The sequence below is a fragment of the Mesorhizobium amorphae genome, assembly GCF_014843845.1.
Taxonomy (GTDB): Bacteria; Pseudomonadota; Alphaproteobacteria; order Rhizobiales; family Rhizobiaceae; genus Mesorhizobium; species Mesorhizobium amorphae_A.
Genome location: NZ_JHQS01000131.1, coordinates 75,868 through 99,580, shown reverse-complemented (window position 1 = coordinate 99,580; position 23,713 = coordinate 75,868). Strand labels below are relative to the sequence as shown.

General features: G+C 63.2%; 24 protein-coding genes. 15 read left to right on the top strand and 9 right to left on the bottom strand.

Annotated elements, in window-relative coordinates:
* The first annotated feature begins 9 nt into the window (after positions 1-9).
* Positions 10-378, top strand: coding sequence for a winged helix-turn-helix transcriptional regulator (locus tag DH08_RS35495; protein ID WP_192183828.1), 369 nt, complete (start codon positions 10-12; stop codon positions 376-378).
* 502 nt (positions 379-880) lie between these two features.
* Here DH08_RS35495 and DH08_RS35490 read toward each other — a convergent pair.
* On the bottom strand, positions 881-1,276 hold the full coding sequence (locus DH08_RS35490) for an acyl-CoA thioesterase (RefSeq protein WP_023761257.1): 396 nt from the start codon (positions 1,274-1,276) through the stop codon (positions 881-883).
* A 211-nt stretch (positions 1,277-1,487) separates the two neighbouring features.
* Here DH08_RS35490 and DH08_RS35485 point away from each other — a divergent pair, with 211 nt between their 5' ends.
* The 3 genes from DH08_RS35485 to DH08_RS35475 are packed head-to-tail and all read left to right on the top strand — an operon-like array spanning position 1,488 to position 5,226.
* Positions 1,488-3,104 carry a GMC family oxidoreductase gene (locus DH08_RS35485; protein WP_192183827.1) on the top strand — a complete coding sequence of 539 codons (1,617 nt, stop codon included), beginning with the start codon at positions 1,488-1,490 and terminating at the stop codon, positions 3,102-3,104.
* On the top strand, positions 3,101-4,312 hold the full coding sequence (locus DH08_RS35480) for a mandelate racemase/muconate lactonizing enzyme family protein (protein WP_192183826.1): 1,212 nt from the start codon (positions 3,101-3,103) through the stop codon (positions 4,310-4,312). The genes DH08_RS35485 and DH08_RS35480 overlap by 4 nt, the downstream gene beginning before the upstream one ends.
* Positions 4,309-5,226 (top strand): NAD(P)-binding domain-containing protein, encoded by a 918-nt coding sequence (locus tag DH08_RS35475; protein WP_192183825.1) that lies wholly within the window; start codon positions 4,309-4,311, stop codon positions 5,224-5,226. The genes DH08_RS35480 and DH08_RS35475 overlap by 4 nt, the downstream gene beginning before the upstream one ends.
* 92 nt (positions 5,227-5,318) lie before the next feature.
* Here the strand turns inward: DH08_RS35475 and DH08_RS35470 are convergent, their stop codons facing one another.
* Entirely contained in the window at positions 5,319-6,257 is a 939-nt protein-coding gene (locus tag DH08_RS35470) for a diacylglycerol/lipid kinase family protein (protein WP_192183824.1), read from the bottom strand.
* Between the two features lie 816 nt (positions 6,258-7,073).
* Here DH08_RS35470 and DH08_RS35465 point away from each other — a divergent pair.
* Positions 7,074-7,589: a hypothetical protein gene (locus DH08_RS35465; RefSeq protein ID WP_192183823.1), complete on the top strand. Its 516-nt coding sequence runs from the start codon at positions 7,074-7,076 to the stop codon at positions 7,587-7,589.
* Between the two features lie 6 nt (positions 7,590-7,595).
* Here the strand turns inward: DH08_RS35465 and DH08_RS35460 are convergent, their stop codons facing one another.
* On the bottom strand, positions 7,596-8,222 hold the full coding sequence (locus tag DH08_RS35460; protein WP_192183822.1) for a hypothetical protein: 627 nt from the start codon (positions 8,220-8,222) through the stop codon (positions 7,596-7,598).
* 310 nt (positions 8,223-8,532) lie between these two features.
* On the opposite strand from DH08_RS35460, the gene DH08_RS35455 reads away from it, so the two are divergent.
* Together DH08_RS35455 and DH08_RS35450 are read left to right on the top strand one after the other, a co-directional pair.
* A complete protein-coding gene (locus DH08_RS35455; RefSeq protein WP_246801243.1) occupies positions 8,533-8,790 on the top strand; it encodes a SemiSWEET family sugar transporter in 258 nt (85 codons plus the stop codon).
* A gap of 53 nt (positions 8,791-8,843) precedes the next feature.
* Positions 8,844-9,338 carry a YegJ family protein gene (locus DH08_RS35450; protein ID WP_246801241.1) on the top strand — a complete coding sequence of 165 codons (495 nt, stop codon included), beginning with the start codon at positions 8,844-8,846 and terminating at the stop codon, positions 9,336-9,338.
* A gap of 16 nt (positions 9,339-9,354) precedes the next feature.
* Here DH08_RS35450 and DH08_RS35445 read toward each other — a convergent pair whose 3' ends face one another.
* Positions 9,355-10,323, bottom strand: a complete 969-nt coding sequence (locus DH08_RS35445; protein ID WP_345892493.1) for a hypothetical protein — start codon at positions 10,321-10,323, stop codon at positions 9,355-9,357.
* Positions 10,324-10,394: 71 nt separating this feature from the next.
* Positions 10,395-11,450: a CapA family protein gene (locus tag DH08_RS35440; RefSeq protein WP_192183819.1), complete on the bottom strand. Its 1,056-nt coding sequence runs from the start codon at positions 11,448-11,450 to the stop codon at positions 10,395-10,397.
* Positions 11,451-11,615: 165 nt separating this feature from the next.
* Here DH08_RS35440 and DH08_RS35435 point away from each other — a divergent pair, with 165 nt between their 5' ends.
* Both DH08_RS35435 and uvrB read left to right on the top strand, forming a co-directional pair.
* Positions 11,616-12,866 (top strand): hypothetical protein, encoded by a 1,251-nt coding sequence (locus tag DH08_RS35435; protein ID WP_192183818.1) that lies wholly within the window; start codon positions 11,616-11,618, stop codon positions 12,864-12,866.
* Positions 12,867-12,985: 119 nt separating this feature from the next.
* The gene (uvrB, locus tag DH08_RS35430; RefSeq protein ID WP_246801239.1) at positions 12,986-16,126 is read left to right on the top strand and encodes an excinuclease ABC subunit UvrB; all 3,141 of its coding nucleotides are present in this window, start codon (positions 12,986-12,988) and stop codon (positions 16,124-16,126) included.
* 120 nt (positions 16,127-16,246) lie between these two features.
* Here uvrB and DH08_RS35425 read toward each other — a convergent pair whose 3' ends face one another.
* Positions 16,247-16,516, bottom strand: coding sequence for a hypothetical protein (locus DH08_RS35425; protein ID WP_192183817.1), 270 nt, complete (start codon positions 16,514-16,516; stop codon positions 16,247-16,249).
* 22 nt (positions 16,517-16,538) lie between these two features.
* The gene (locus DH08_RS35420; protein ID WP_192183816.1) at positions 16,539-16,769 is read right to left on the bottom strand and encodes a hypothetical protein; all 231 of its coding nucleotides are present in this window, start codon (positions 16,767-16,769) and stop codon (positions 16,539-16,541) included.
* A 350-nt stretch (positions 16,770-17,119) separates the two neighbouring features.
* Here DH08_RS35420 and DH08_RS35415 point away from each other — a divergent pair, with 350 nt between their 5' ends.
* From DH08_RS35415 to DH08_RS35400, 4 genes are all read left to right on the top strand, one after another.
* Entirely contained in the window at positions 17,120-18,646 is a 1,527-nt protein-coding gene (locus DH08_RS35415) for an ABC-F family ATP-binding cassette domain-containing protein (protein ID WP_192183815.1), read from the top strand.
* A 128-nt stretch (positions 18,647-18,774) separates the two neighbouring features.
* On the top strand, positions 18,775-18,948 hold the full coding sequence (locus tag DH08_RS35410) for a hypothetical protein (protein WP_192183814.1): 174 nt from the start codon (positions 18,775-18,777) through the stop codon (positions 18,946-18,948).
* Positions 18,949-19,139: 191 nt separating this feature from the next.
* Positions 19,140-19,565: a VOC family protein gene (locus tag DH08_RS35405; RefSeq protein WP_192183813.1), complete on the top strand. Its 426-nt coding sequence runs from the start codon at positions 19,140-19,142 to the stop codon at positions 19,563-19,565.
* 66 nt (positions 19,566-19,631) lie between these two features.
* Positions 19,632-19,985 (top strand): DUF1428 domain-containing protein, encoded by a 354-nt coding sequence (locus DH08_RS35400; RefSeq protein WP_192183812.1) that lies wholly within the window; start codon positions 19,632-19,634, stop codon positions 19,983-19,985.
* 35 nt (positions 19,986-20,020) lie between these two features.
* Here the strand turns inward: DH08_RS35400 and DH08_RS35395 are convergent, their stop codons facing one another.
* The gene (locus DH08_RS35395; RefSeq protein ID WP_192183874.1) at positions 20,021-21,655 is read right to left on the bottom strand and encodes a sulfotransferase; all 1,635 of its coding nucleotides are present in this window, start codon (positions 21,653-21,655) and stop codon (positions 20,021-20,023) included.
* A gap of 268 nt (positions 21,656-21,923) precedes the next feature.
* The gene (locus DH08_RS35390) at positions 21,924-22,334 is read right to left on the bottom strand and encodes a Kazal-type serine protease inhibitor family protein (protein ID WP_192183811.1); all 411 of its coding nucleotides are present in this window, start codon (positions 22,332-22,334) and stop codon (positions 21,924-21,926) included.
* Positions 22,335-22,860: 526 nt separating this feature from the next.
* Here DH08_RS35390 and DH08_RS35385 point away from each other — a divergent pair.
* A complete protein-coding gene (locus tag DH08_RS35385) occupies positions 22,861-23,073 on the top strand; it encodes a cold-shock protein (RefSeq protein ID WP_006202520.1) in 213 nt (70 codons plus the stop codon).
* 247 nt (positions 23,074-23,320) lie between these two features.
* Positions 23,321-23,533, top strand: a complete 213-nt coding sequence (locus DH08_RS35380) for a cold-shock protein (protein WP_006202521.1) — start codon at positions 23,321-23,323, stop codon at positions 23,531-23,533.
* Positions 23,534-23,713 lie beyond the last annotated feature (180 nt).

The window sequence follows — 23,713 nt, the reverse complement described above, 5'->3', positions numbered from 1 at the left end:
GGCACTTTTTTGTTACTGAGGCACCCACACCGCTCCGAGGATTGCCGCGCCATCTCGGAAATCCTGCAGCGTGTCGGCGACAAATGGACCGTGCTCGTCGTCGGCAAGCTCGGCGACGGACCGCTGCGCTTCAACGAATTGCGTAGCGCCGTGGGCGGCATTTCGCAGAAGATGCTGACCACCACTTTGCGCGGGCTGGAGCGCGACGGCTTCGTCACCCGCACCGTGTTTCCGACCATCCCGCCGCGTGTCGACTACGAGCTGACCGAGCTTGGCCACGAGCTGCTTGTCCCAGTCAGCGCGCTCGGCGAATGGGCACGCAGGAACACCGATCGCGTCAGGGCGGCACGCGAAAAGTTCGACGGGATGCACGCCTGAAACCCTTGCATTGCAAGAAGTTCTCCACCCTATTCAAGTGATGCACCCTGCTGCTGCAGTCGCGTCTGTCGCTGCGGAATTTTTTTTTGAACCGGCCGGCTCCCGGATCGATTTCGGATCAAGCAATTTCCGCGGATCGGCAGAGGCATTGCTCTCTGATCATGGCGGCCACGCAGCGGTCCCGCAGATGCATCAGACGGCACCACGGATGCAGTCAGGCACTTGGCCGGCTACCGAATGTGGCGCAATTCTCCGATGCCCACTTGCGCCCGCATCGACTCCCTGGAACCATGCCGATGGATGTCGCACCGGGCTGTCAGGCCAGGGTCGCAAAAGCACCCACAACAGCACCGTTCAGCATGTGTTGACGCATTGTCTTCCGGCCGCGCCGCCCTGCTCTCGCCGCATTCGCAGGCAGCACGCCAGGACTCGCACGGAGGTCGCCATTGGCGACGGCCGGCAGGAGCTTGCCATCGTCGGGAATCTGCGAAAATCGCGCCGGTCAGCCTTCCGCCGGAACCGCCTTCGGCTTGCCCTCGCCGTCCAGCGCCACCATGACGAAATCGGCATGGGTGACCTTCTCCATCAGGTCGGAGAGGTAGCGCTGCGCCCAGGCTTCGACCTTGAGCGTCATCGAGGTGCGGCCGACGCGCTCGACATGCGTATAGATGCACAGCGTGTCGCCGATCTTCATCGCCTTGGCGAACGACATTTCCTTCACCGCCGCGGTGACCACCCGACCCTTGGCGCGCTCGGCGGCACGGATGCCGCAGGCCAGGTCCATCTGCGCCATCACCCAGCCGCCGAAAATGTCGCCCGCCGCATTGGCATCCGAAGGCATGGCCAGCGTCCTCAACGTCAGATCGCCGATCGGCCGTCCGTCAGCGTAATGCACCATGCGGAGATCCCCTCAAGATAGCAGGCCCAATCACGTATCGGCATGCCGTCGAGGCGTCAACGCGCTCGAAATGTCGCAAGTGCCAGTCATTGCGAAAAGCACGTCCCGGTAGCGGTCGCTTTTTTCACAAGGAATGCCGGAACGCCCGGCGACTTTGGAACGCCGCCACGTCTAGGCTGCGGCCTGAAATTCCGGAGCCGCCCAACCCATCATGCAGACCTATGACTTCATCATCGTCGGCTCCGGCTCGGCCGGCTCGGTCCTGGCGGAGAAACTGTCGGCTTCGGGCCGCTTCTCGGTGCTGGTGCTCGAGGCCGGCGGCACCGATAGGCGCTTCTACGTGCAGATGCCACTTGGCTACGGCAAGACCTTCTTCGATCCCGTGGTCAACTGGAACTACAAGGCCGAGCCGGACCCCGGCCTCGCCGGCAATGCCGACCACTGGCCGCGCGGCAAGCTTTTGGGCGGTTCCAGCTCGATCAACGCCATGGTGTATATCAGGGGCGCGCGCGAGGATTTCGACGCCTGGGCAGCCGCCGGCAATCCCGGCTGGGGCTACGACGATCTCCTGCCGGCCTTCAAGGCACTGGAGGACAATGAGGCCGGCGCCGACACATGGCGCGGCGTCGGTGGTCCCTTGCACATCACCGACTGCACGAACGCCGTCCACCCTCTGACTCGGCGCTATCTCGCCGCCGGCCAGCAGGCCGGCCTGCCACTCAATCCCGATTTCAACGGTGCTGCCCAGGAAGGCGTCGGCATCTATCAGATCACCACAAGGAACGGACGCCGCATGTCGGCCGCCCGCGCCTTCCTGCGCCCGGCAATGAAGCGCAAGAACGTCGGTGTCGAGACGAATGCGCTGGTGACCAGGATCCTGTTCGAAGGCAAGCGCGCCGTTGGCGTCGAATATCAGCAGAACGGCGAGACCAGGACTGCGCGCGCCGGCCGCGAAGTGATCCTGTCGGGCGGCTCGATCAACTCGCCGCAATTGCTGCAGCTCTCCGGCATCGGCCCCTCGACACTGCTCAAGGGGCTGGACATTCCGATCGTTCACGCCAACGAGAATGTCGGCGCGAACCTGCAGGACCATGTCGGCATCAACTACACTTTCAAGGGCAGGCTGCCGACGCTCAACCAAGTCCTGCGCCCATGGTGGGGCAAGCTCATGGTCGGCATGCAATACATCTTGTTGCGCTCCGGACCGCTGTCGCTGTCGATGAACAATGCCGGCGGCTTCTTCCGCACCGACCCGACCGCTGCTCGCCCCAACATGCAGCTCTATTTCCAGGCTTTCTCGACCGTCATTCCGAAGAGCGGCGAGCGCCCGATCCTGACGCCCGACCCTTGGCCGGGCTTTTCCATCGGCCTGTCCAACTGCCGTCCGTCGAGCCGCGGCGAGATCATGATCCGTTCGAAGAATCCGCGCGACTATCCGCGGATCACCGCCAACGCCTATTCGACCAATGCCGATGTCGACGAAATGCTGGCGGCGGTGAAGTTCGTGCGCAAAATCGCCTCGATGCCGGCCATGGCCGAGATCATCGAGGAAGAGGTTTTGCCCGGCCCCTCAATCACTTCGGACGCCGATCTAATTCAGGATTTCCGAAAGCGCTCGGGCACCGTCTACCATCCGGTGTCGACCTGCCGCATGGGGCCGGACGCCGCGCGCGCCGTGGTCGACCCGCGCCTCAAGGTGCATGGCCTCGAAGGCTTGCGCGTCATCGACGCGTCGATCTTTCCTGACAACATCACCGGCAACACCAACGCCGCCTCCATCCTGACCGGATGGAAGGGCGCCGAACTTGTTCTGGAGGATCAGAAATGAAGATCACCGACGTCAAGACCTGGGTTGTCGGCAACCCACCGCCCGGTATCGGCGGCAAATATTTCATCTTCGTCAAGCTCACCACCGATAGCGGCGTCGTCGGCTATGGCGAGGCCTACAACGCCACCTTCTCCGGCCATGTGACGGCGAAGATGATCGAGGACATGGCCGAGCGCTATCTCGTCGGCCGCGATCCGCACGACATCGAGAATTTCTTCCGCCGCGCCTATTCGTCCGGCTTCACCCAGCGCCCCGACGTGTCCGGCATGGGCTGTTTCTCGGCGCTCGAAATGGCCTGCTGGGACATCATTGGCAAGGAGGCCAACAAGCCGGTCTACAAGCTGCTTGGCGGCCAGGTGCACGAGACGCTGCGCTCCTACACCTACCTCTATCCGCACACCGGCAGCGTGCACTCCGAGGATGCGCGCGGCAAGAACGTCTACAACGATCCGGACCTGGCCGCCGCCTGTGCGCTCGCATATGTCGAGCAGGGCTTCAACGCGGTCAAGCTCGACCCGGCCGGTCCCTACACCGCCTTCGACGGCCACCAGCCGCGCCTCGTCGACATCGATCTCTCCGCCCGCATGATCAAGGCGATCCGCGAGGCGGTCGGCACGCGCGCCGACATCCTGTTCGGGACGCACGGCCAGTTCACCGCCTCGGGCGCGCTGCGGCTCGCCCGCGCCATCGAACCCTACGATCCCCTCTGGTTCGAAGAGCCGGTGCCGCCGGACATGCCCGAGGTGATGGCGCAGGTCGCTCGCGGCACCTGCATCCCGATCGCCACCGGCGAGCGGCTGACGACCAAGTTCGAATTCGCCCGCGTCATCGAGAACCGCGCCGCCACCATCCTGCAGCCCGACCTCGGCCGCTCCGGCGGCATCCTCGAGACCAAGAAGATCGCCGCCATGGCCGAGGCCTACCACATCCAGATCGCGCCGCACTGCTATTGCGGGCCAATCGTCGGCGCCGCCAACATCCAGCTCGCCGTGACGCTGCCCAACTTCCTCATCCTGGAATCGCTGAAGCAGTGGGACGGTTTTCACGCCACGTTGCTGAAGAAGAAGATCGAATGGCAGGATGGCAACGTCATCCCGTCGAAGGAGCCCGGTCTCGGCGTCGAGCTCGACGAGGCGGTCTGCGAGGCGCATCCCTATGGCGGCAAGGACCTGCATCTGCAGATGATGCAGACGCCGTTGATGCCGTGAACGAAAGCTACGCCTTCATCGGCCTCGGCCATCTCGGCGGCAACCTTGCCGCCAGCCTTCTGCGCAACGGCTTCGCCGTCACCGTCTTCGACCACGATCCGGCCGCCGTCGAGCGCCTCGTGACCCTCGGCGCCGTTGCTGCCAAGAGCCCCGCAGAGGCCGCCGCTCGCGCCGGCAACGCCATCACATGCCTGCCCTCGCCCAAGGTCAGTGAAGCAGTGCTGGCGGGTTCCGACGGATTGCTCGAAGGCCTGCCCAAAGGCGGTACCTGGATCGAGATGTCGACCAATGGTCGCGACGAGATCGTGCGCCTGGCCGCGCTCGCTTCGGCAAAAGGCGTCGAGACGCTGGAGTGCCCGGTCACCGGCGGCGTGCATCTGGCCGCCGTCGGCAAGATCACTGCGCTGGTCGGCGGCGATCCGGCACTCTACGCGCGCCACCGACCGGCCATCGAGGCGATGTGCGCGAAGTCGTTTCTGATGGGGCCGATCGGCTCGGCGGCAGTCATCAAGGTCATCACCAACATGCTGGCCTTCATCCATCTCGTCGCCGCCGGCGAGGCGTTAATGTTGGCCAAGCAGGGCGGGCTCGACCTTGCCCAGTCCTATCACGCCATCGTCGCTTCCTCCGGCAACAGCTTCGTCCACGAGACCGAAAGCCAGCTGGTGCTTAACGGCTCCTACGACATCGGCTTCACCATGGACCTGGCGCTGAAGGACCTCGGCTTCGCGCTCGACATGGGCGAGACATTGGGCGTGCCGCTCGATCTCGCGGCCCGTGTCAACGCGATTTTCGAACAGGGCAAGCAAGCCTATGGCGGCACCGCCTGGTCGACCCAGATCGTCAAACTGCTCGAGGATGCGGTGGGCACCGAGCTGCGTGCCCCCGGTTTTCCCGCAAAGCGGGAAATCTGAGGCGGCCAATTTTTGCAAGCGATTTCAGAGCATTGAGCGGGTCGCCGGATTCATACCCGCAACGGCCTGAATCAATTCCTTAGCCGCCTGACTCAATACCTTAAGGTCAGCGCGCCGGGCAGGATCTCGAAGGTAGCGGGGATGCGCCCAGGCGACTCGCCGTCGATGTCGACCAGCGCGCCGTTCTTTTCCACATCGCCGAGCGGCTCCACAACCACTTTCCTGCCGCGCAGAATGGTAATTGCCGGATGGTTGCGGTGCCGCCCGCCATAGAGCAGCCTGATATCCCGGATCAGCTGCAGCTTGCTCGCCGCCCGCAGGATGACGATGTCGAACTGCGCATCGTCCAGTTCGGCATCCGGCGCGATCATCATGCCGCCGCCGAAGAACTTGCCATTGGCCACCGCCACCAGCGCCATGCGCGCCTCGACCGGAGTGCCATCGTCGACGGTGATCCTGACATCCTGGAACCGATAGCGGACGAACTCCACCACGGTGCGCCAGAAAAACAGCGCCTTGGCCGAGACCCTGCCCTTGCGCTTGTCGGCGTTGACCGCGCGGTCGGTAGCGCCCGACATGCCGAGGCTGGCGATGTTGATGAAATGGCGGCTGGCCAGCGCGCCATGATCGTCGATGTAGCAGATGCGCCCGGCATCGACCTTGCGCGGCTTGGCCTCGGCAATCTGCCTGAGCGTCGCATCGATCTCGCGCGGCAGGCCGAGCCCGCGGGCGAAATCGATGCCGGTGCCGCAGGGCAGCAGGCCAAGCTCGGTCGTGCGGCCGGTTTCGTCGAACGCCTGCAACAGGCCATCGGCGACCTCGCTGGCGGTGCCGTCGCCGCCAGCCGCGATCACCAGATCGAAGCCGCTGGCGGCGAGGTCGAGCGCCAGCCTTTCGGCATCGCCCTCGGCCTGGGTTTCGCGCAGCTCGAAATCGCCGAAATGCTTTTTCAGCGATGCCGCGACCTCCGCCCAATGCCGCTTCAGCCTGCCGCCGCCGGCAATCGGATTGAGAACCACCCCGACTTTCAAGCAACCTCCCCAAAGGCCATCGGAGACGCTTCAGTGCTTGCGTCTCGACTACTTTGCCGGCATTGAAGCCCGCGCTGCCTTGCGGAGCAAGCGCCGAATGTCCAGCGACGCGCGATCAGGGCAAAACAAGGCCGGGTCACCGCATTTCGCCGATCACGGCGATCCATCGAGAAAATGCTTCGCCGCCGCGCTTGGTCCCCGATAATCCCGCTATCCACAGGCCCAGGGCGGTTCCCCCGGACACTTACCCGGCGTACGTTCAACCCATCTCAGGCGGCTACCGATCGTCAAGCCGAAAGGCAAAGCGAAAAGGCGGATTTCCTGAGGCCCGTACGGCCCTGAGCGATAGCAGGCTTGCCTGCTAGAGGGACGGAAGCCGAGACCTACGGGGCCGCGGAAAGCGTGCGAACGCCGACGGCGGACCGATGCTGCCATGAAGGACGGAAACCTTCGATGGCACGCTGGGCGAAGCTCGCAAGGGTGGAGATCGGCGTGGTCCGGAACGGACACTGCCCTCGGGTGGTGACTGGCAGGACCGTCAAAATCAAGGCCGGCTTGGCGCGATGACTTTGCGGAAGTTGCTGCCGTGACCGTGTCCTGATCTGACAGGGAGGCGCTGGGAGAAATCCCAGCGCCGACTGTTTTTTGGCTCCTGGCTCTACGCGGATTTCACGCCCGTCTACGATTGCTGACGTTTTTCGGTCACAGCCGGCATCTTAGAAACATTCCGTCACGCACATTTCACAATCGCGGCCAAATCCCGCCTTGTTCCGCAGCGATTGGTGCTGGTGGGGGAGGCAACATAAAGGGAAGACCGTGATCAAGACCGCCCTTGTCGCCATGACCATCGTCGGCTGCGACTGCGACGCCAAGCTTTGCGAATATATCGGCGAGACGCCGGCCAAGTGGGCGACCATCGCCGACTGCGAGGCGGCGATGAAAAGCCAGATGCTGCACCAGAAGAATTTCAACTATCCGCTGGTCTCGGGCATTTGCCGCACCAAGGGTTCGGTACCGTCCTCCGAGTTGGCGGCGATAGCCTCAGGGCCCGAGTTGACGACGCCGAGGCAAGCCGCGAGCGACCCGCTGCCGCCTGAACTCAGTCACAGGCCGAGCATTCCCGTCGGGTCGCCGGCGACGGCGATGGAAACGGAAGCCGCAAGGCCCGTCGCCTATGAAGCGGCGGTCGATGGCGGCCGCGCCGTGCTCTACCGCACCAAGGCCGGCTACGCCGTGGTCAAGACCGATCTCAGCCGCGCCGCATCCGCGACCGTCGACGTGGCGAAGCGATCGGCAAACTGGCTGGCGGGGATGATGCCGAGCGGACTGTAGTCCTTCCTACAGCTTGACCTTGAGGTTCTCCCAGAACTTGTCGATCAGCGGCTTTTCGGTTGCAACGTCCTGATCGCCTATTCGTGTGATGAACAGCAGCCCCTGATCGGCAAGGCCAAAGCCGACGATCTCAAAGTCGGCGCTGTCGGTGCGTGTCTTCACGGTGGCCTTGACGCCGGTCAGTTCCTTGCCGTCGGCGAGCTTGCGGGTCGTCGGTTCCTGCGTCAGAGTTCCGCCCGCCTGAACGGATTCCCTCGTCATCTCATGCAGCATCAGCTGGTTGAGAGACACCGGGTTCATCTGGTCATATTCCTGCACCAAGACGATCGTGCCGAGGGCCGAGGCCATGAGATACTGCGTGATGCTGTCGCTGAGATCGCTCTTGGTGATCGAAATGTTGCTTGGATGAACGAAGGAAAAAGTGGCGCCGGAGAAGGTGGCGAAGTCATTACGGTCGGTCCGCACCTTGCTCGTCTTGCCGCCTGGCAAGGTCACGTCCACGTCCTCGCCGGGGTCGATGTCGACCACCACGCCATCGATCGTCAGCTTGAAGGCTTTCAGGTCATCGGCGCGGGCCAGCCCGGCGCAAGACACGATCACGGCAAGCGCTGCAGCCGCAAGTCTCGTTCGCATGGCTTGTCCTCTTCTCTTCAAGCGGTTTGGCTAAGCGCCTTCATTTTCGTTCAACCACATAACATCCCCTCGTGACGGATAGCGTGGCCGCCTCGCGAAAACCATAGGCCGTTGCCGAAACGGCGTGCCCTCACCCGTCCTTGGAACACGGACCGCTTGGTCCAGAACCGGTAGCCTGGAGTTGATCCGCGATGCGATCGCCCCGGATTGGTCTGTTCTTTGGGCCAGCCGAAACTGGCTGCTTCCCAGGGTTCGACCGGTCTGGCATATGGTGCACCGCACAATCCGTACCTCTTCGAAAGTCGCCATCTTGCATCCCACGATCGAAATTATCGGCGCGCTGGCCGCGCTCATCACCACGCTTGGCTGGATTCAGCAGGTCGCCAAGGTGGCGCGCGAGCGCCGCGCCGGCGACATCTCGCTGTTCGCCACCGGCTCGATCGCCACCGGCGTTTTACTGTGGACGCTCTACGGCCTGTTGATCGGCTCCTGGCCGGTCATCCTCGCCAATGGCGTCACCTTCCTGTTCGTAATCGCCATCCTCGGCATGAAGCTGCGCTTCGGTTGAAAATCCGAATTTGATGCATGATGATGCCGGCCATTCTCGTGAGGGGCCGTGCCATGAAGTTTCCAGCCCACGCCATGCTGTCCCTGATGCTGGCGTTTGTCCCCGCGTCTGTTCGAGCGCAAAGCGCCGATCAAGGCGACGACAAGATCGTGATGGTGGCTCGGGATGATCCGGAGATGACGGCGGCGATTGCGCAGGCCCGATCCAGCCTGGACGACTTCCTGGTTTTATCCCAAGCTCCGCCGCCGGGAACCGACGACTTCAAGTTGAAGGTCATGATCGTCGACGGAAATGCGACGGAGTATTTCTGGGTCATCCCTTTCGAGCGGACCGCTACCGGCTTTGCTGGCGTATTGGCGAACGAGCCGAAACTGGTCCAAAATGTCGTGAACGGCCAGTATATCAAATTTTCCCGCGACGATATTTCCGACTGGGGCTACACCAGGAACGGCCATCAGGTCGGCAGCTTTACCGTTTGCGTGATGCTGAAGAAGATGTCCAAGCAGGACGCGGACTATGTACGAAGCAATTGCCGCTTCGACTGCTGATCGCGCGCCTGCCTTTCTAACCCTGCTCGTCCTTCGCGCCGATCTTGCGCACCAGTGCCGCCGTCGCCAGCATCGCGCCCATATCCGCAATCATCGGCGCGACATGGGTCTGGTAGTCGAGCGGCACCGAAATATCGGGCAGCTCGAAGAAGTCCTTCGGCTGCGGCAGCAGCAGGAACCCGTCGCTGCCATCGAGCGCCACGCGCGCCGGATCGTCGGGCCAGGTTTCACCGAGCCATTTCAGCGCCTGCGCCAGCCGGCCGCTCACCAGCGGCCGCGCCGCTTCGACATTGTCGGTGCGGAATTCGTAGGCGGCATCGAGTTCCGAAACGCCGGAGGACAGCTCTTCCATCCTGCTGGCGAACATGCCGCGGAAAAAGCCGACGACCACATTGGCCCGGCGCGTCGCCACCAGCGTGCCCGGGAATGGTGTGATCGTCTCGAAGGCGACGATGACGCCTCTGAATGCCGTCGACGAACCCTTGCCGGTCCCTTCGCGTAGCTCCGCCTCATAAAGCTCGAACGCAAACCCCTCGTAGCGGCCGGAAAAGACATCGTCGAATGATTGCCGGTTGAAGGGGCCAACCGTCTCGCGTGGCAGCCGGTCGAAGGAATTCGGGGGAACGCCATGCTGGTATCGTATGTCCTGGATGAAGCCGAAGATCATCGGCAGCAGCGTCTCGCGGAAGGATTGCTGCAATCTGGTCGCTGGCTTCACCGCCTGGAAGTAAAGCAGCAGCGCCGCAACGAAACTGCCGAAATAAAGGAACACGTGCGGAGTCGAGAACCATTGCTCGTAGGGGTCGGCGACCTTGTTGAAGAGCCAGGCGACGAGCACCATGAAGACCACCACCAGGCCGATGAACACCGGCACCCGCCAGCGCACCTGCCGGTAGGCCGACGCCCGCCTGGCCTCATAGTCCTCGATATCCTTCCTGATGCCGGCGATCACCACCTCGCTCGGCATGAAATCCGTTGTTTCCACCGCCACCCCCCGCAAGCCAGCCTCTGTCGCATGATAACCGCTTTTGCCGGAAAGTCGCCAGCCTGCGGCTTTCACACGCTTGCGAATTGCTCGCCAAAAATCGCCTTCAGCCGGGCGTCGACCTTGTCGCGGATGCCACCCGCCAGCGCCTTAACCGGAACCAGCCGCTCATGGTCGCTGGCGCGCAGCCGCATGAACGGATGCATTCGATAGGCGGCGATCTTGCCACGCATGCCAAGGTCGGCGCTGACATCGACGGTGAAGATGGAGCCAATACGGCCCGGCCATGGCTGGCGCGCAAAGGCGGTACCGAGAAAGTCGCCAAGCCCGTAGGCGACAAGCGTGTCGCCGACCCGCTCGACCGGCTGCACGACATGGGCGTGGTGCCCGGCGATCAGCCCGACGCCGTGCCCGGCCAACTGCCTGGCCAGCGCCCGCGTTTCGGCGCGCGGAAAATGCCGGAACTCCCAGTCCCAATGCGGTACCGCGCAGACAAGATCGACGCCCTTGGCCGTAGCAGGCGGCCACAGCGCCGGGTCGCCATGCATAGACACGCGGCCCGAGAACGTTTCGGCATCGGCATTGCGCCATAGCGTGAAGGCGGCAAAGCCTATGGTCAGCGGCCCGACCGCAAGCCGCTCGACCGGACCTTTGGCGAGCGTGCCGATGCTGCGGATGCCAAGCCGTTTCAGCGCCTCGACCGTCGCATCGAAACCCGCGACGCCCTGGTCGAGCACATGGTTGTTGGCCAGCGACAGAACGAGCTTTTCGCGCGCAATGCCGACCGCCGCCAGCGCCTCGGCGAGGAAGCGTTCGGTCATCGCATGATGCGTGCCGAGCCGCGTGCCCATCACCGCGCTCGGCCGCTCGACGATGGGGCTTTCGCAATTGCCGACCACCAGATCGGCGGAGGCAAGCAACGCCTTGATCGCCGGATCGCAGTCCGGTGCACTGCGATTGGCGACGGCCGAAATATCGCCGACGAAGGCCAGCCGCACCATGCGCGCCGGCGGCGGTTCGATCAGCATCCCGGCCGCCGGCGCGAAACCGCCTACGTCGCCACTGAGCGACGGCCGGAGGAAGCGCGGCAGCCAGGACAATTTGTAGGAAAGCGGATAGTTCGACACGCGGCGCCCAATTGTTTGCCTTGTGTAGACTGTCTGCCCGATCGGTTGAAGCGCGTCTGTCGGCAGTCGGCTCCCGCGTCGTCGCATCGTTGCGGTTGAAGACCGGCAGGCGCGGCGATCCGAATGCGTGTATGTTGCGGCAGGATCGCAACGGGAGGGACCCAAATGAAGCGATTGTCGAGCCTGATGGCCTCCGCCGTCATCCTGCTGCTGCCGCTTGCTTCCGCCAGCGCCGCCGCCCCCGATCCGGCAGCCCTGTTCGAGGCCAAGACCGTGGCCGACCGCGATGGCGCGCTCGCCGCGCTCGAAGCTGCCGCCCCCAGTGATCCCGCGTCGGCCTATGCCGCCGGCGCCGGCGAATTCTTCACCGCGCTGGAGATCCTGGCAGGCGGCCTGCACCGCCACGGTTTCGACAGCCCGCAATCCTTCATGCTGCCGCTGATGCGGCTCCCCGTGCCCGACAATCCCAACCCGGAGCCCCTGACCTACGAAGAATTCCGCGCTATCCTGACCGCCTTCCGCGACCGGCTGGAGAAATCCGCCGCCACGCTGGGCTCGGTGCCTGCCGATGCGGATATCGGCATGGCCATCGACCTCGGCCGCCTCGGCATCGATCTCAACGAGGATGGCCAGATCGCGCCGGACGAAAGCGCCGTCGCCATCATGGCGGCCCTGTCGCGCGGCGGTGTGCAAGACAACGCCGCTCCCGCCCTCACCTTCCGCTTCGATCGTGCCGACGGCTACTGGCTGCAGGGCTATGCCGAGTTCCTGATGGCGCAGGCCGATTTCTGGCTGGCGCATGATTTCAGGAGCATGTTCGACGGCTCGTTCCACATGCTGTTTCCGCGCGCCAAACTGCCGCTGCAAGCCACGCTCGTTCCGCTCGACGGCGGCATGAACGGCAGCATCTTTTCGTCCGAATGGCGCTTTGCCGATTTCATCTCGCTGGTGCATCTCATCAACTGGCAGGTGGTCGAGCCGGAGCGGCGGCAAGCGGCGCGCCGCCATTTGCTCGAGATGATCCGGCTGTCGCGCGAGGACTGGAAGGCGATCCGCGCCGAGACCGACAATGACCGAGAATGGCTGCCCGGCCCGCAGCAGAAGGGCGCCAACCCGCTCACCGGCCTCGAGGTCGGCGAGGAACAGGTTCAAGCCTGGTTGGCAGCGCTGACCATGGCCGAGGACCTGCTCGAAGGCCGGTTGCTGCTGCCGCACTTCCGCATCGCCGACAAGGGCATCAACATGAAGCGCTTCTTCGACGAGCCGAAACCCTTCGACCTCGTACTGTCGCTTACCGGCCCGGCCATCGCTCCCTATCTCGAAAGCGGCAAGATCCTGACCGGCGGGGAGTTCGACCAGATCCAGCGTCAGTTCGGCGGCGCCGGCTTTTTGACTTTCGCGCTTTGGTTCAACTGAGCGGGTACATCTCGGCACGCCACCGCTCCTGACAGCCTTCTGTCAGCAGCTTGACCTGGCCGTGCAGCCCTCCTCACTCCGCTCTTTCCATTTTGGCCGAGTCCTCCCATATTCGGGTCATGGCCAAACTTCCCGACAAGAAAACGCCCTCGGCGGCGCAAGACGACCGTGGCGCGCCGAAGCGGCGCAGCCCGTTGACCGATTTCCTCGATGCGTCGGAGCCGCTGCACAAGGGCGGCTTTGCCGAGGCGCCGCAGACCGAATTCTCCGGTACGCCGCTGACCGGCTCGATCGCCGACTGGGCCGAACAGATCGAGCGCGAGGCCGAGCAGCAGCCGAAGCCGAAAGCCGCAAAGAAAATCCCCGAGCGCTCCGCCTCTCCTGGCCGGACGGCGCGTGGCACCTCGATGGGGGGCGCGGCGACGGCCAGGGAGCGCACCGCGGCCGGTCTCAACCCGGTTGCCGGGCTCGACATCTCGCTGGAAGAAGCCGAGACGATGACGTCCAGCGGCGTCACCGCCACGGTGGCCGCGCTCTCCGCGCTCATTGAATCCGGCAATCCCCTCCACAAGGACGGCGTGCTGTGGACGCCGCACCGCCCTGCCCGCCCGGAAAAATCCGAGGGCGGCATCACCATCAAGATGGTGTCGGATTTCGAGCCGGCAGGCGATCAGCCGACGGCGATCAAGGATCTCGTCGAGGGCGTCGACGGCAACGACCGCACCCAGGTGCTGCTCGGCGTCACCGGCTCCGGCAAGACCTTCACCATGGCCAAGGTGATCGAGGAGACGCAACGCCCCGCCTTGATCCTGGCGCCCAACAAGACGCTGGCCGCGCAGCTCTATTCCGAGTTCAAGAAATTCTTCCCGGAAAACGCCGTCGAGTATTTCGTCTCCTACTACGACTACTACCAGCCGGAAGCCTACGTGCCGCGCACCGATACCTTCATCGAGAAGGAATCCTCAATCAACGAGCAGATCGACCGCATGCGCCATTCGGCGACGCGCTCGCTGCTCGAGCGCGACGACGTCATTATCGTCGCCTCGGTCTCCTGCATCTACGGTATCGGTTCAGTCGAGACCTACACGGCGATGACCTTCCAGATGCAGATCGGCGACCGGCTCGACCAGCGCGCTTTGCTCGCCGATCTCGTCGCCCAGCAATACAAGCGCCAGGACGTCAATTTCGTCCGCGGCTCGTTTCGCGTGCGCGGCGACACGATCGAGATCTTTCCGGCCCACTTGGAAGACCGCGCCTGGCGCATCTCGATGTTCGGCGACGAGATCGAGTCGATCACCGAGTTCGACCCGCTGACCGGCCAGAAGACCGGCGAGCTGAAGAGCGTCAAGATCTACGCCAACTCGCACTACGTGACGCCGCGCCCGACCTTGAATCAAGCCATCAAGTCGATCAAGGAAGAACTCAAGCACCGGCTGCAAGAGCTTGAAAAGGCTGGCCGCCTTCTGGAGGGGCAGCGGCTGGAGCAGCGTACCCGCTTCGACCTCGAGATGCTGGAAGCGACCGGCTCCTGCGCCGGCATCGAGAATTATTCGCGCTATCTGACCGGCCGCCAGCCAGGCGATCCGCCGCCGACCCTGTTCGAATACATTCCCGACAATGCGCTGGTCTTCATCGACGAAAGCCACGTCACCGTGCCGCAGATCGGCGGCATGTATCGCGGGGACTTTCGCCGCAAGGCGACGCTGGCCGAATATGGTTTCCGTCTGCCGTCCTGCATGGATAACCGGCCGCTGCGCTTCGAGGAATGGGACGCCATGCGTCCGCTTTCCGTCGCCGTTTCGGCAACGCCAGGCGGCTGGGAGATGGAACAGTCAGGCGGCGTCTTCGCCGAGCAGGTCATTCGCCCGACCGGCTTGATTGACCCGCCGGTTGAGGTGCGTCCCGCCAAGACCCAGGTCGACGATGTCGTCGGCGAAATCCGCGACACCACCAGGGCCGGCTACCGCACGCTGGTTACCGTGCTGACCAAGCGCATGGCCGAGGACTTGACCGAATACCTGCACGAGCAAGGCATCCGCGTCCGTTACATGCACTCCGACATCGACACGCTGGAGCGCATCGAGATCCTGCGCGACCTGCGCCTCGGGGCTTTCGACGTGCTGGTCGGCATCAACCTTTTGCGCGAGGGCCTCGACATTCCCGAATGCGGCTTCGTCGCCATCCTCGACGCCGACAAGGAAGGTTTTCTGCGTTCGGAAACCTCGCTGATCCAGACCATCGGCCGCGCCGCCAGAAACGTCGACGGCAAGGTCATCCTCTATGCCGACCAGGTCACCGGCTCGATGGAGCGGGCAATGGCCGAAACCAACCGCCGCCGCGAAAAGCAGATGGAGTGGAACGCGGCCAACGGCATCACGCCGGAATCGGTCAAGTCGCGCATCTCCGACATCCTGGACTCGGTCTACGAGAAGGACCATGTCCGCGCCGACATCTCGCAATTCACCGACAGCGCCGGCGCCATGATGGGCAACAACCTGAAGGCGCATCTCGAGGCGCTCGACAAGCAGATGCGCGACGCCGCCGCCAACCTCGACTTCGAGAAGGCCGCCCGCATCCGCGATGAGATCAAGCGGCTGCGTGAGATGGAACTTGCGATCTCCGACGACCCACTTGCGCGCGAGGTGGAAGGCCAAAGTCCTGCCTCAGGCCGCGAGAAGGGCAAGCACAACAAGGGTGTGGCCAAACACCGTACGGCTGAGGAACAGGAGCGTTTCCGCAAGCTCGACGAAGCACGTGCCGCCGAAGAGGCGGCCAGGGCTGCCCGGTCCAACCTCTTCCGCAAGCCGGCGCTTGACGAAATGGGCGCCGATGGCGCCGTACCGGTGAAGAAGCCGCTGTTCGCCAAACCGTCGCTCGACGCCATGGGTCCGGGCACCGACATGCCGACGCCGGCAGGTGCGGTATCGCGCTCGCTGTTCAAGAAGCAGTCGGCCGAAGAGGCGCATGGTTCCGATTTCGGCATTCCGGGCGACCCCACCAAGCCGCTGTTCAAGAAGAACTCGCTCGACGAGATGACGGTGCGGCGGACGGAAAAGCCGGTCGAGGGAAAGAAGCCGGCGAAGCCACAGCCGATCTCCCCCCTAGTGGGGGAGATGCCCGGTAGGGCAGAGGGGGGCGCGAAGGATCGCGACGACAAACCAATTGTCCGTCAGCGCGCCGGCATTGGCTCGTACGAAGACCCAGGCGACGCGCGTCGTGAAAAGCGGCGGCCCGGCAAGACTGGGCGGCCGGGTAAGTAGCGATCCTTCGACAAACCGAGCCAGCTCTATAGAGCATCGGTGATCGACGTAGGCTATAAGGTGCCAATGTCACCGATTTCGGAAAGACGATCAGCCAGCACGTTGGTTAAGCCCATCTGTCTATTCTCCATCAAAATCGACCAAGACGGAGCCATCGTCAGCTATCGCGCAGATACTAATAATTTGTAGGACGTATTCTTTCAAAAGAAGAAATTCTCCCTTAGATACCATAGAATTTTTATTGACCTTTGCGAGAATCTCTTGGGCAAACGAAGGTGCGCCTGATACCAGCGTGATCCACGTATATCTGAATCGAATATTTCCTGTCGGATTTCTACGGATAGTTTCGAATATTCGGGTATAGTCTCTTTGATTTATTTCGTCATTCATTGCCGCTCTGGCCCACTCGGAGTCAATACCCGTGGATGGTCGTGTGGGTTGGTATGTACATCGGGCCTTCCATGATCTGTAAAGTCTGTATCCTTAACCGGGCTCCCATCCGCGTCAAATTCTCTCGCTTGCGGATCCAGTCCATTTCGTCCTTTTTTCTCGCGGAAGCCGCTGTGCGACCAGGACGATCAGCGTCGAGTTCGCCGTGACCTTTGTCGCGGTCCTCGTCGGCACGGTTCTGCTCGGCGACCATTGTCCAGACCTTCGGCGCGGCGGCTGCTTGCTGGTGCAGGACCCATTCCCGCGCCGGGTGAAGGCGGTAGCCTTGCCATCATCCCCGCCTTTGGTGTAATCCCACCGCACACTCGAACGTCTTGAAAGGAGGGCTCACGTGTTTACGTTTCATCGTCACCATCGTCAGCGTGGCCCGATTCCTGCCCTGCGAGCTTGCTTGCAGGGCTGACCAGGGACGGTCCGGGTTTTTTCCCGCTTCGATTTTTTGGTCTGCCCTTCGTGGTGCGCAAAGCTGAGCCTGATGGCCTGCCCGCGCACCGTCAAAGTGCATCGACCGGAGTTTCTTCCGGCAAGACCAGAGAAATCGACATGGCCTTGATCAGCCTCAAATCCCTCGGCGTCACCATGAGTGCGCCGCTCTTCTCCAACCTCGACCTCACCATAGCTGCCGGCGACCGGCTCGGCATCGTCGCCGCCAACGGCCGCGGCAAATCCACCTTGCTCAAATGCCTGACCGGCGAGATGGAACCGACTTCCGGCGACATCACCAGATCGCGTGGCCTGCGCATCGGCCATGTCGAACAATCCATCCCGGACGCTCTCCTCGATTACAGCTTCCATCAAGCCGTGGCCGACGCCTTGCCGGCCGTGCAGGCTGAGAGCGAACTGTGGCGTGTCGACGTGGTACTGGATTCCCTCGACGTGCCCGAGCCGATGCGCCAGCGGCCGATGCGTGCCTTGAGCGGTGGCTGGCAGAGGCTGGCGCTGATCGCTCGCGTCTGGGTCGCCGACCCGGACGTGCTGCTGCTCGACGAGCCGACCAACCATCTCGACCTCGCGAAAATCAGCCAGCTGGAAACCTGGCTGAACGCGCTGCCGCGCGAAGTGCCTGTCGTCATCGCCAGCCATGACCGCGCCTTCCTCGACGCCATCACCAACCGCACGCTGTTCCTGCGGCCCGAACAGTCGCCGGTGTTTTCCCTGCCCTATTCGCGGGCACGCGACGCGCTGGATGACGTTGACGCCTCGACGGAGCGCAAATTCCAGCGTGACATCAAGGTGGCGCAGCAATTGCGCCGGCAGGCCGCCAAGCTGAACAATATCGGCATCAATTCGGGCAGCGACCTGCTGACGGTCAAGACCAAGCAACTCAACCAGCGTGCGGAGCGCCTGGAGGAGGCGGCAGCACCCGCGCATCGCGAGAAATCGGCCGGCGTGATCAGGCTCGCCAATCGCGGCACGCACGCAAAAGTGCTGATCACTCTCGAAGATGCGGCGATCGAAACACCCGACGGCACGTTGCTGTTCAGGACTGGCAAGCGCCATATCTGCCAAGGCGACCGCATTGTCCTGCTCGGCCGCAACGGCGTCGGCAAGTCCCGTTTCGTCACCCTGATCCGCAATGCCATTGCCGAACCCGAAACCGTGCAGAGCGTGAAGGTGACGCCGTCGACGGTGCTCGGCTACAGCGACCAGGCGCTGTCGGGCATGAGCGCCAACGACACGCCGCTGGCGATGGTCTCGCGAAAATACGATGTCGGCGAGCAACGTGCCCGCTCGCTGCTCGCCGGCGCCGGTGTCGCCGTCGACATGCAGGAGCGCAGGATCGGCATGCTGTCCGGCGGCCAGAAGGCGCGGCTGATGATGCTGGCGCTTCGGCTTGCCAATCCTAACTTCTATCTGCTCGACGAGCCGACCAACCATCTCGACATCGATGGCCAGGAGGCGCTGGAAGCGGAACTGCTGGCTCATCAGGCAAGCTGCGTGCTTGCCTCGCACGACCGCTCCTTCATCCGCGCGATCGGCAACCGCTTCTGGCAGATCGAGAAGCGCCGGCTGACGGAGGTCGACAGCCCCGAGGATTTCTTTCGTTCGGTGGCCGAGACAGTCAGCTGACGACAGGCCCAGGGGCCGGCCTGTCGTGGGCCGGCCAAATTTTTCGACAATCTGTAGGATCGCATTTGCCTGCCACGTCCTTGGGATGCCGACACGATGATGCCGGCTTCAATCGAGGAGAAAGCATCATGTCCATTCTGTCATCCGTAAGCCGCATGGCGGCCCGCTACGCGGCGAACCGCGCCCGTTACCGCAGCGAGCGCGCGCTCCTTTCACTGCCGATCGAATTGCGCAAGGATATCGGCTGGCCGGAAATCGTCATCGACGCGCAAAACGGCCCTCGGATTTGCAGGGCTCCCTGAGCGAGCGAGATGAAAGCGGTTGCCCAACCGGTTGCGGCAGGCGTCATTGACAGGCTCCAGGGCCACTTCAACGGCCAACGACCGGCGCATCGGTAGCGGCCCTTAAAAAATTTCGTCGGCCGTGTAGGATCGCCGCCGCCTCATTCGTCCTACGGTTCGCAAAGCCAATCAAACGCAAAGAGGAGCAAAAGATGAACGATCAGCCGCAAACCCAACCTGCCGCGAAAGTCCTCGGCGGCTTGACGCCATACCTTCAGCTGGACGGCGCCTTCAAGGCCGCCGAATTCTACCAGAAGGCCTTCGGCGCCGAGCAGGTTTTCTTCTATCCGCCGGATGAGCAAGGCCGCACCATGCACATCCACCTTCACATCAACGGCTCGACGCTGATGATCTCCGATTTCTATCCCGAGCACGGGATGTCCCCGGTCAAGCCGCAGGGCTACACCATGCAACTCCATCTCGGCAGCGACGATATCGAAGCCTGGTGGCAGCGCGCCGTCGATGCCGGCTGCGAAGTTGTCATGCCGTTGCAAGTGATGTTCTGGGGCGATCGCTGGGGCAACATGCGCGATCCCTTCGGCGTCGAATGGGCGATGAACGCGCCCGTGAAGGCCTGATCCTTTTTTGCCTCTCCCCTTGGGAGAGGTCGGATGCCCCGAATCTCAAACCAGGAGGAGACCCCCATGTCCTATGTCGATGGTTTCTTGCTTGCCGTACGCAAGGCAAGACTAGACGACTACAAGAAGCTGGCCAACACCGCCGGTGTCGTCTGGAAGGAGCATGGCGCGCTTGCCTATGTCGAATGCGTCGGCGACGACGTGCCCTATGGCGAACTTACCTCGTTCCCGCGCGCCGTACAGGCTACGGACGACGAAATCGTCATCTTTGCATGGGTCGTCTATGAATCCAGGCAGAGCCGCGACGCAGTGATGGCCAAGGTGATGGCCGATGAGCGGCTGAAGGGTGACTGGTCCACCATGCCCTTCGACGCCAAGCGCATGATCTTCGGCGGCTTCCAGCCCTTCATAGAGCTTTAGGCGTCTCAATTAGGGTGGGTCGAGATCGACGCACCCTAACTGAGTTTGTCCAGCAGCGGCTTCAGCCTATCGCCATAGCGCTTCCACAGATCGACCGACCCCTGGTACATCGGCTGGCGCACCTGCGCTGCAGAGGCCGTGCGCACGGGACGGTCGGTCTCGTGGAACGACAGCACCGCATCGTCCCAAGGCAGGCCGAGATGGGCCATCAACGCCCGCGTCTGGCCTTCCTGGTCGGCGACGAAATCCTCGTAGCGCACATCGTGCACGACGCCCGGCAGCACGGTGCGCCAATGCGACATGATGTCGGTGTAGAGGTTGTGGAAGTCGGCAAGCTCGCCGAGATCGTAGCCGTAGCGATGGCTGTCGCCACGGAAATGCACCTTGTAGATCGACAGGCACGTCGCCGCCGCATCGCGCGCGCAATGAATGATCTTCGCCTTCGGCAGCATCAGATGGATGAAGCCGACCAGCAGAAAGTTGCCGGGCATCTTGTCGGTGACGTGACGGAAGCCGGGATAGCGGGCGTGCAGCATGTCGAGATAGGCTTGCCCCGCCTCGGCGAAGGCCTTGTCTTGTATATCGGCGATCCCCCAGGGAAAGCCGCCTTGCATGCTCATCGGAAACTGCTTGCCGACCGCCGTCTTCAGGATGCTGAGCTCGCCGGCGCCATAGACCTGGGGGTGGCTGGCGATGATCTGCTCGACCAGCGTCGTGCCCGAGCGCGGCATGCCGACGACGAAGATCGGCGCGTCGTCCGAAATGTTGCTGGGCTGGTGCTTTTCGAAGAAGGCCTTGTCGAAGACGGCCTTCATCGCCTCGAATTCGTCGCGCGTCCGCACCGGATCGTAGTCGATGCCCTGGCGGCGGATGGCATTGCCCTCGGCGAAATAGTCGAAGGCGCGGCCGTAGTCCTTGAGATCGTCATTGACCTTGCCGAGGCCGAAGGACAGCTGCATGCGCGCCAGGCTGCCCGGCTGCGCCTTGGCATGCTCGGTCTCCATGCCGGCAAGTTCGGCGTCGCGCTCGGTCTGGCGCTTGACCTGCGTTAGTAGAAGCCAGGCCTTCGCCATGGCGGGAGCGATCGCCACCGCCTGGCGGGCAAGGTCGGCGGCCTCCGTGAGCTTGCCCTTCTCCATCATGGCGACGCCGAGCCCGTAGAGCAGCTCTGCATCCTTCGGCCTGATCGACAATGACTCGCGGAACAGGGCAATCGCCTCGTCCAGCCGCCCGGCCTCCTGCAGCGTTTCGGCAAGGCCAATGCGAGCCCGCACATGGAAGGGATTGCGGCCGATGGTGCCGCGATAGATCTCCTCCGCGCCCTCGAACTGGCCGAGTTGCTTCAGCGCCGAGCCGAGATTGTCGCGCGCCGCAAGCTGGTCTGGCCGGATGTCCACTGCGCCACGGAAGAAATCGACGGCAGCAGCGACACGGCCAAGGTCGCGCATGACCGTGCCAAAATTGTTGAGGAAGTCGGCATTCTTCGGCTGCAGGGTCACCGACTGCTCGATGAGATCGAGCCCTTCCTCGCTTCGCTCGGTCTGATGCAGCAAAAGCCCGAGGAAATGCAGCGCGGCGGCATGGTTCGGCTTCTGCGCCAGCACCTGCCGATAGAGCGTCTCGGCCTCTTGCCGGCGCCCGGTCTGGTGCAGCTGCAGCGCCTGCTGCACATACCGGTCGAGCACCGTGGGCGGCTGCCCTCCGGAACCCGATCTGGCGCCCGCGCCCGCCGCTCTTCTCTGATCTCTGTTAATGGGAAACCTGCCGTGTTTGTCCGCCAGCCGGACCTAAGCCATACGGCCGGCAGTTTCAAGACGCACGGACATTGCCGCGCGGGTCATGACACCTGGCGGGCAGGTCGCGCCCATCTCCCCGCCAAACGGAGAGATGGGGACGCCTGTTTGCGGACGCTTGCAGGATGGCGAGATCCTGCGTCGTTCAGCACGGGCCGTCGCCGACGATGCGATAGTCCGCCGCGCGAGCCTCGCATTGGTTCGGGAAGGTGCGCAGTTCGCCTCGACGGCGGGCGCAGACGGGAGCGTATTCGCGGGTGCAGAATGTCTGCTCCTCGCCGCCACCACCGCCGCCGCCATCGCGGCATGGGCCATCGCGCACGATGCGGTATCCGGCCCGATCGGCAAGGCAGGCATTGGCGAAGGTCTGGCGGTCGCCGCCACGACGTGCGCAGACCGGCTCATATTCCCTGGTGCAGAATTGCGGCTCCGGCCTTGGTGGGCGCGGGCGCGGACCAGGCCCCTCGTCCACCACCACGGTACAGGCCGCCAGAAGTGCCGACAGGAACAGGAGAGCAAAACCCTGTCGCGAGAATAACGTCGCAAGAAATTTCATGAATATCTCCCGGCGCATGACCCCGAACCGGAGGTTCGGAAGCATCATGTGCAAAATCAGCCCCCGTCACGACGCAAAACACGCCTGCCGATCCTCGTCATTCCCCTGCCAATTGCAACCCCCGTTTGTCGTAAGTCGCAAACGCATGGAGCGTCATTCGTGGAGCCCCAGGCACCATGGCGCTCGCTCTGGACCATGCGCGAACAGGCTCTGGCCGATGACCGGACCAGAGGCCAGGTCTATCGAAGCCTTGCGTTGCGATGCGCCCATCGGGGTGCCTCGCGGCCCCTGTCTTGCAACCATCACGTTTCCGTGCGATAAATTTTGTGTTCGGGCATTTGCGACCCGGAGAGCGGAACGTTTTGGACGACCTTTCCCCGATACTGTGAATCTCTGACGGCCCCGTTTTCGGCGGGGGGTTTGACCATGCGCCAATGCATGACTGCCGAAGCAACCACCGGGACTTGCCCACGGCGCCAGGCGGCGGGCAAACCACAAGACTGACACGGGTGAAGGAGTTTCCCCAATGGCCCAGACCGGCACCGTTAAATTCTTCAACGCGACCAAAGGCTTCGGCTTCATCACGCCCGATGGCGGCGCCAAGGACGTGTTCGTCCACATTTCGGCGATCGAGGCTTCGGGCCTGCGCACGCTGGTCGACGGCCAGAAGGTCACTTTCGACGTCGAGCCCGACCGCATGGGCAAGGGCCCGAAGGCGGTCAATCTCCGCGCTGCCTGATCCGTCTGACCCGCGTTCGTCCACGCGGACCAGCGAAGCAAGCTGCAAGGTCATGAACCGGCTTCCAGGCCGGGATTGAGTTTTTGAAGGCGCGACGGTCACCCGTCGCGCCTTTTCCATGCCGCTAAATGCTTGCCGGCGCGTGCAAAAACTTTCTCTTGCCGATAGCGCTAAAATAAAGGACAAATTTCCATTCGGGCATTTGCCGGCCCGAGACTGGAGTTTATGGGATCAAAGGGAGCTTCCCATGCCGCAGACCGGCACCGTCAAATTCTTCAATCATGCCAAAGGCTTCGGCTTCATCACGCCGGACGATGGCGCGAAGGATGTCTTCGTCCATATTTCGGCCGTGCAGGCGTCGGGTCTTCCCGGTCTGGAGGATGGGCAGAAAGTGACATTCGACACCGAGCCGGACAAGCGCGGCAAGGGTCCGAAGGCCGTCAATTTGTCGATCGGCTAAGCCGGCTCAGGACAGATCGGACGGAGGCTGATGAGGCGGGTCCACTCCCGCCCGACATGTGGTTTGACGCGTGCGTTTTGATCCATCCGGCGAATTTTCGTTCAGCCCCCGTTCAGCCACGGTCTTCCAATAATCTTCGCTAAAACCGGTCCGCATCCCCTGAAATTACCCGGGCCGGCA

Bases quoted from the DNA above. Each gene is read 5' to 3' on its own strand.
- DH08_RS35380 (WP_006202521.1), top strand. From the start codon at position 23,321: ATGCCGCAGACCGGCACCGTCAAATTCTTCAATCATGCCAAAGGCTTC.
- uvrB (WP_246801239.1), top strand. From the start codon at position 12,986: ATGGCCAAACTTCCCGACAAGAAAACGCCCTCGGCGGCGCAAGACGAC.
- DH08_RS35405 (WP_192183813.1), top strand. From the start codon at position 19,140: ATGAACGATCAGCCGCAAACCCAACCTGCCGCGAAAGTCCTCGGCGGC.
- DH08_RS35390 (WP_192183811.1), bottom strand. From the start codon at position 22,334: ATGAAATTTCTTGCGACGTTATTCTCGCGACAGGGTTTTGCTCTCCTG.
- DH08_RS35425 (WP_192183817.1), bottom strand. From the start codon at position 16,516: ATGAATGACGAAATAAATCAAAGAGACTATACCCGAATATTCGAAACT.
- DH08_RS35420 (WP_192183816.1), bottom strand. From the start codon at position 16,769: ATGGTCGCCGAGCAGAACCGTGCCGACGAGGACCGCGACAAAGGTCAC.
- DH08_RS35435 (WP_192183818.1), top strand. From the start codon at position 11,616: ATGAAGCGATTGTCGAGCCTGATGGCCTCCGCCGTCATCCTGCTGCTG.
- DH08_RS35485 (WP_192183827.1), top strand. From the start codon at position 1,488: ATGCAGACCTATGACTTCATCATCGTCGGCTCCGGCTCGGCCGGCTCG.
- DH08_RS35450 (WP_246801241.1), top strand. From the start codon at position 8,844: ATGAAGTTTCCAGCCCACGCCATGCTGTCCCTGATGCTGGCGTTTGTC.
- DH08_RS35400 (WP_192183812.1), top strand. From the start codon at position 19,632: ATGTCCTATGTCGATGGTTTCTTGCTTGCCGTACGCAAGGCAAGACTA.
- DH08_RS35410 (WP_192183814.1), top strand. From the start codon at position 18,775: ATGTCCATTCTGTCATCCGTAAGCCGCATGGCGGCCCGCTACGCGGCG.
- DH08_RS35480 (WP_192183826.1), top strand. From the start codon at position 3,101: ATGAAGATCACCGACGTCAAGACCTGGGTTGTCGGCAACCCACCGCCC.
- DH08_RS35415 (WP_192183815.1), top strand. From the start codon at position 17,120: ATGGCCTTGATCAGCCTCAAATCCCTCGGCGTCACCATGAGTGCGCCG.
- DH08_RS35490 (WP_023761257.1), bottom strand. From the start codon at position 1,276: ATGGTGCATTACGCTGACGGACGGCCGATCGGCGATCTGACGTTGAGG.
- DH08_RS35385 (WP_006202520.1), top strand. From the start codon at position 22,861: ATGGCCCAGACCGGCACCGTTAAATTCTTCAACGCGACCAAAGGCTTC.
- DH08_RS35460 (WP_192183822.1), bottom strand. From the start codon at position 8,222: ATGCGAACGAGACTTGCGGCTGCAGCGCTTGCCGTGATCGTGTCTTGC.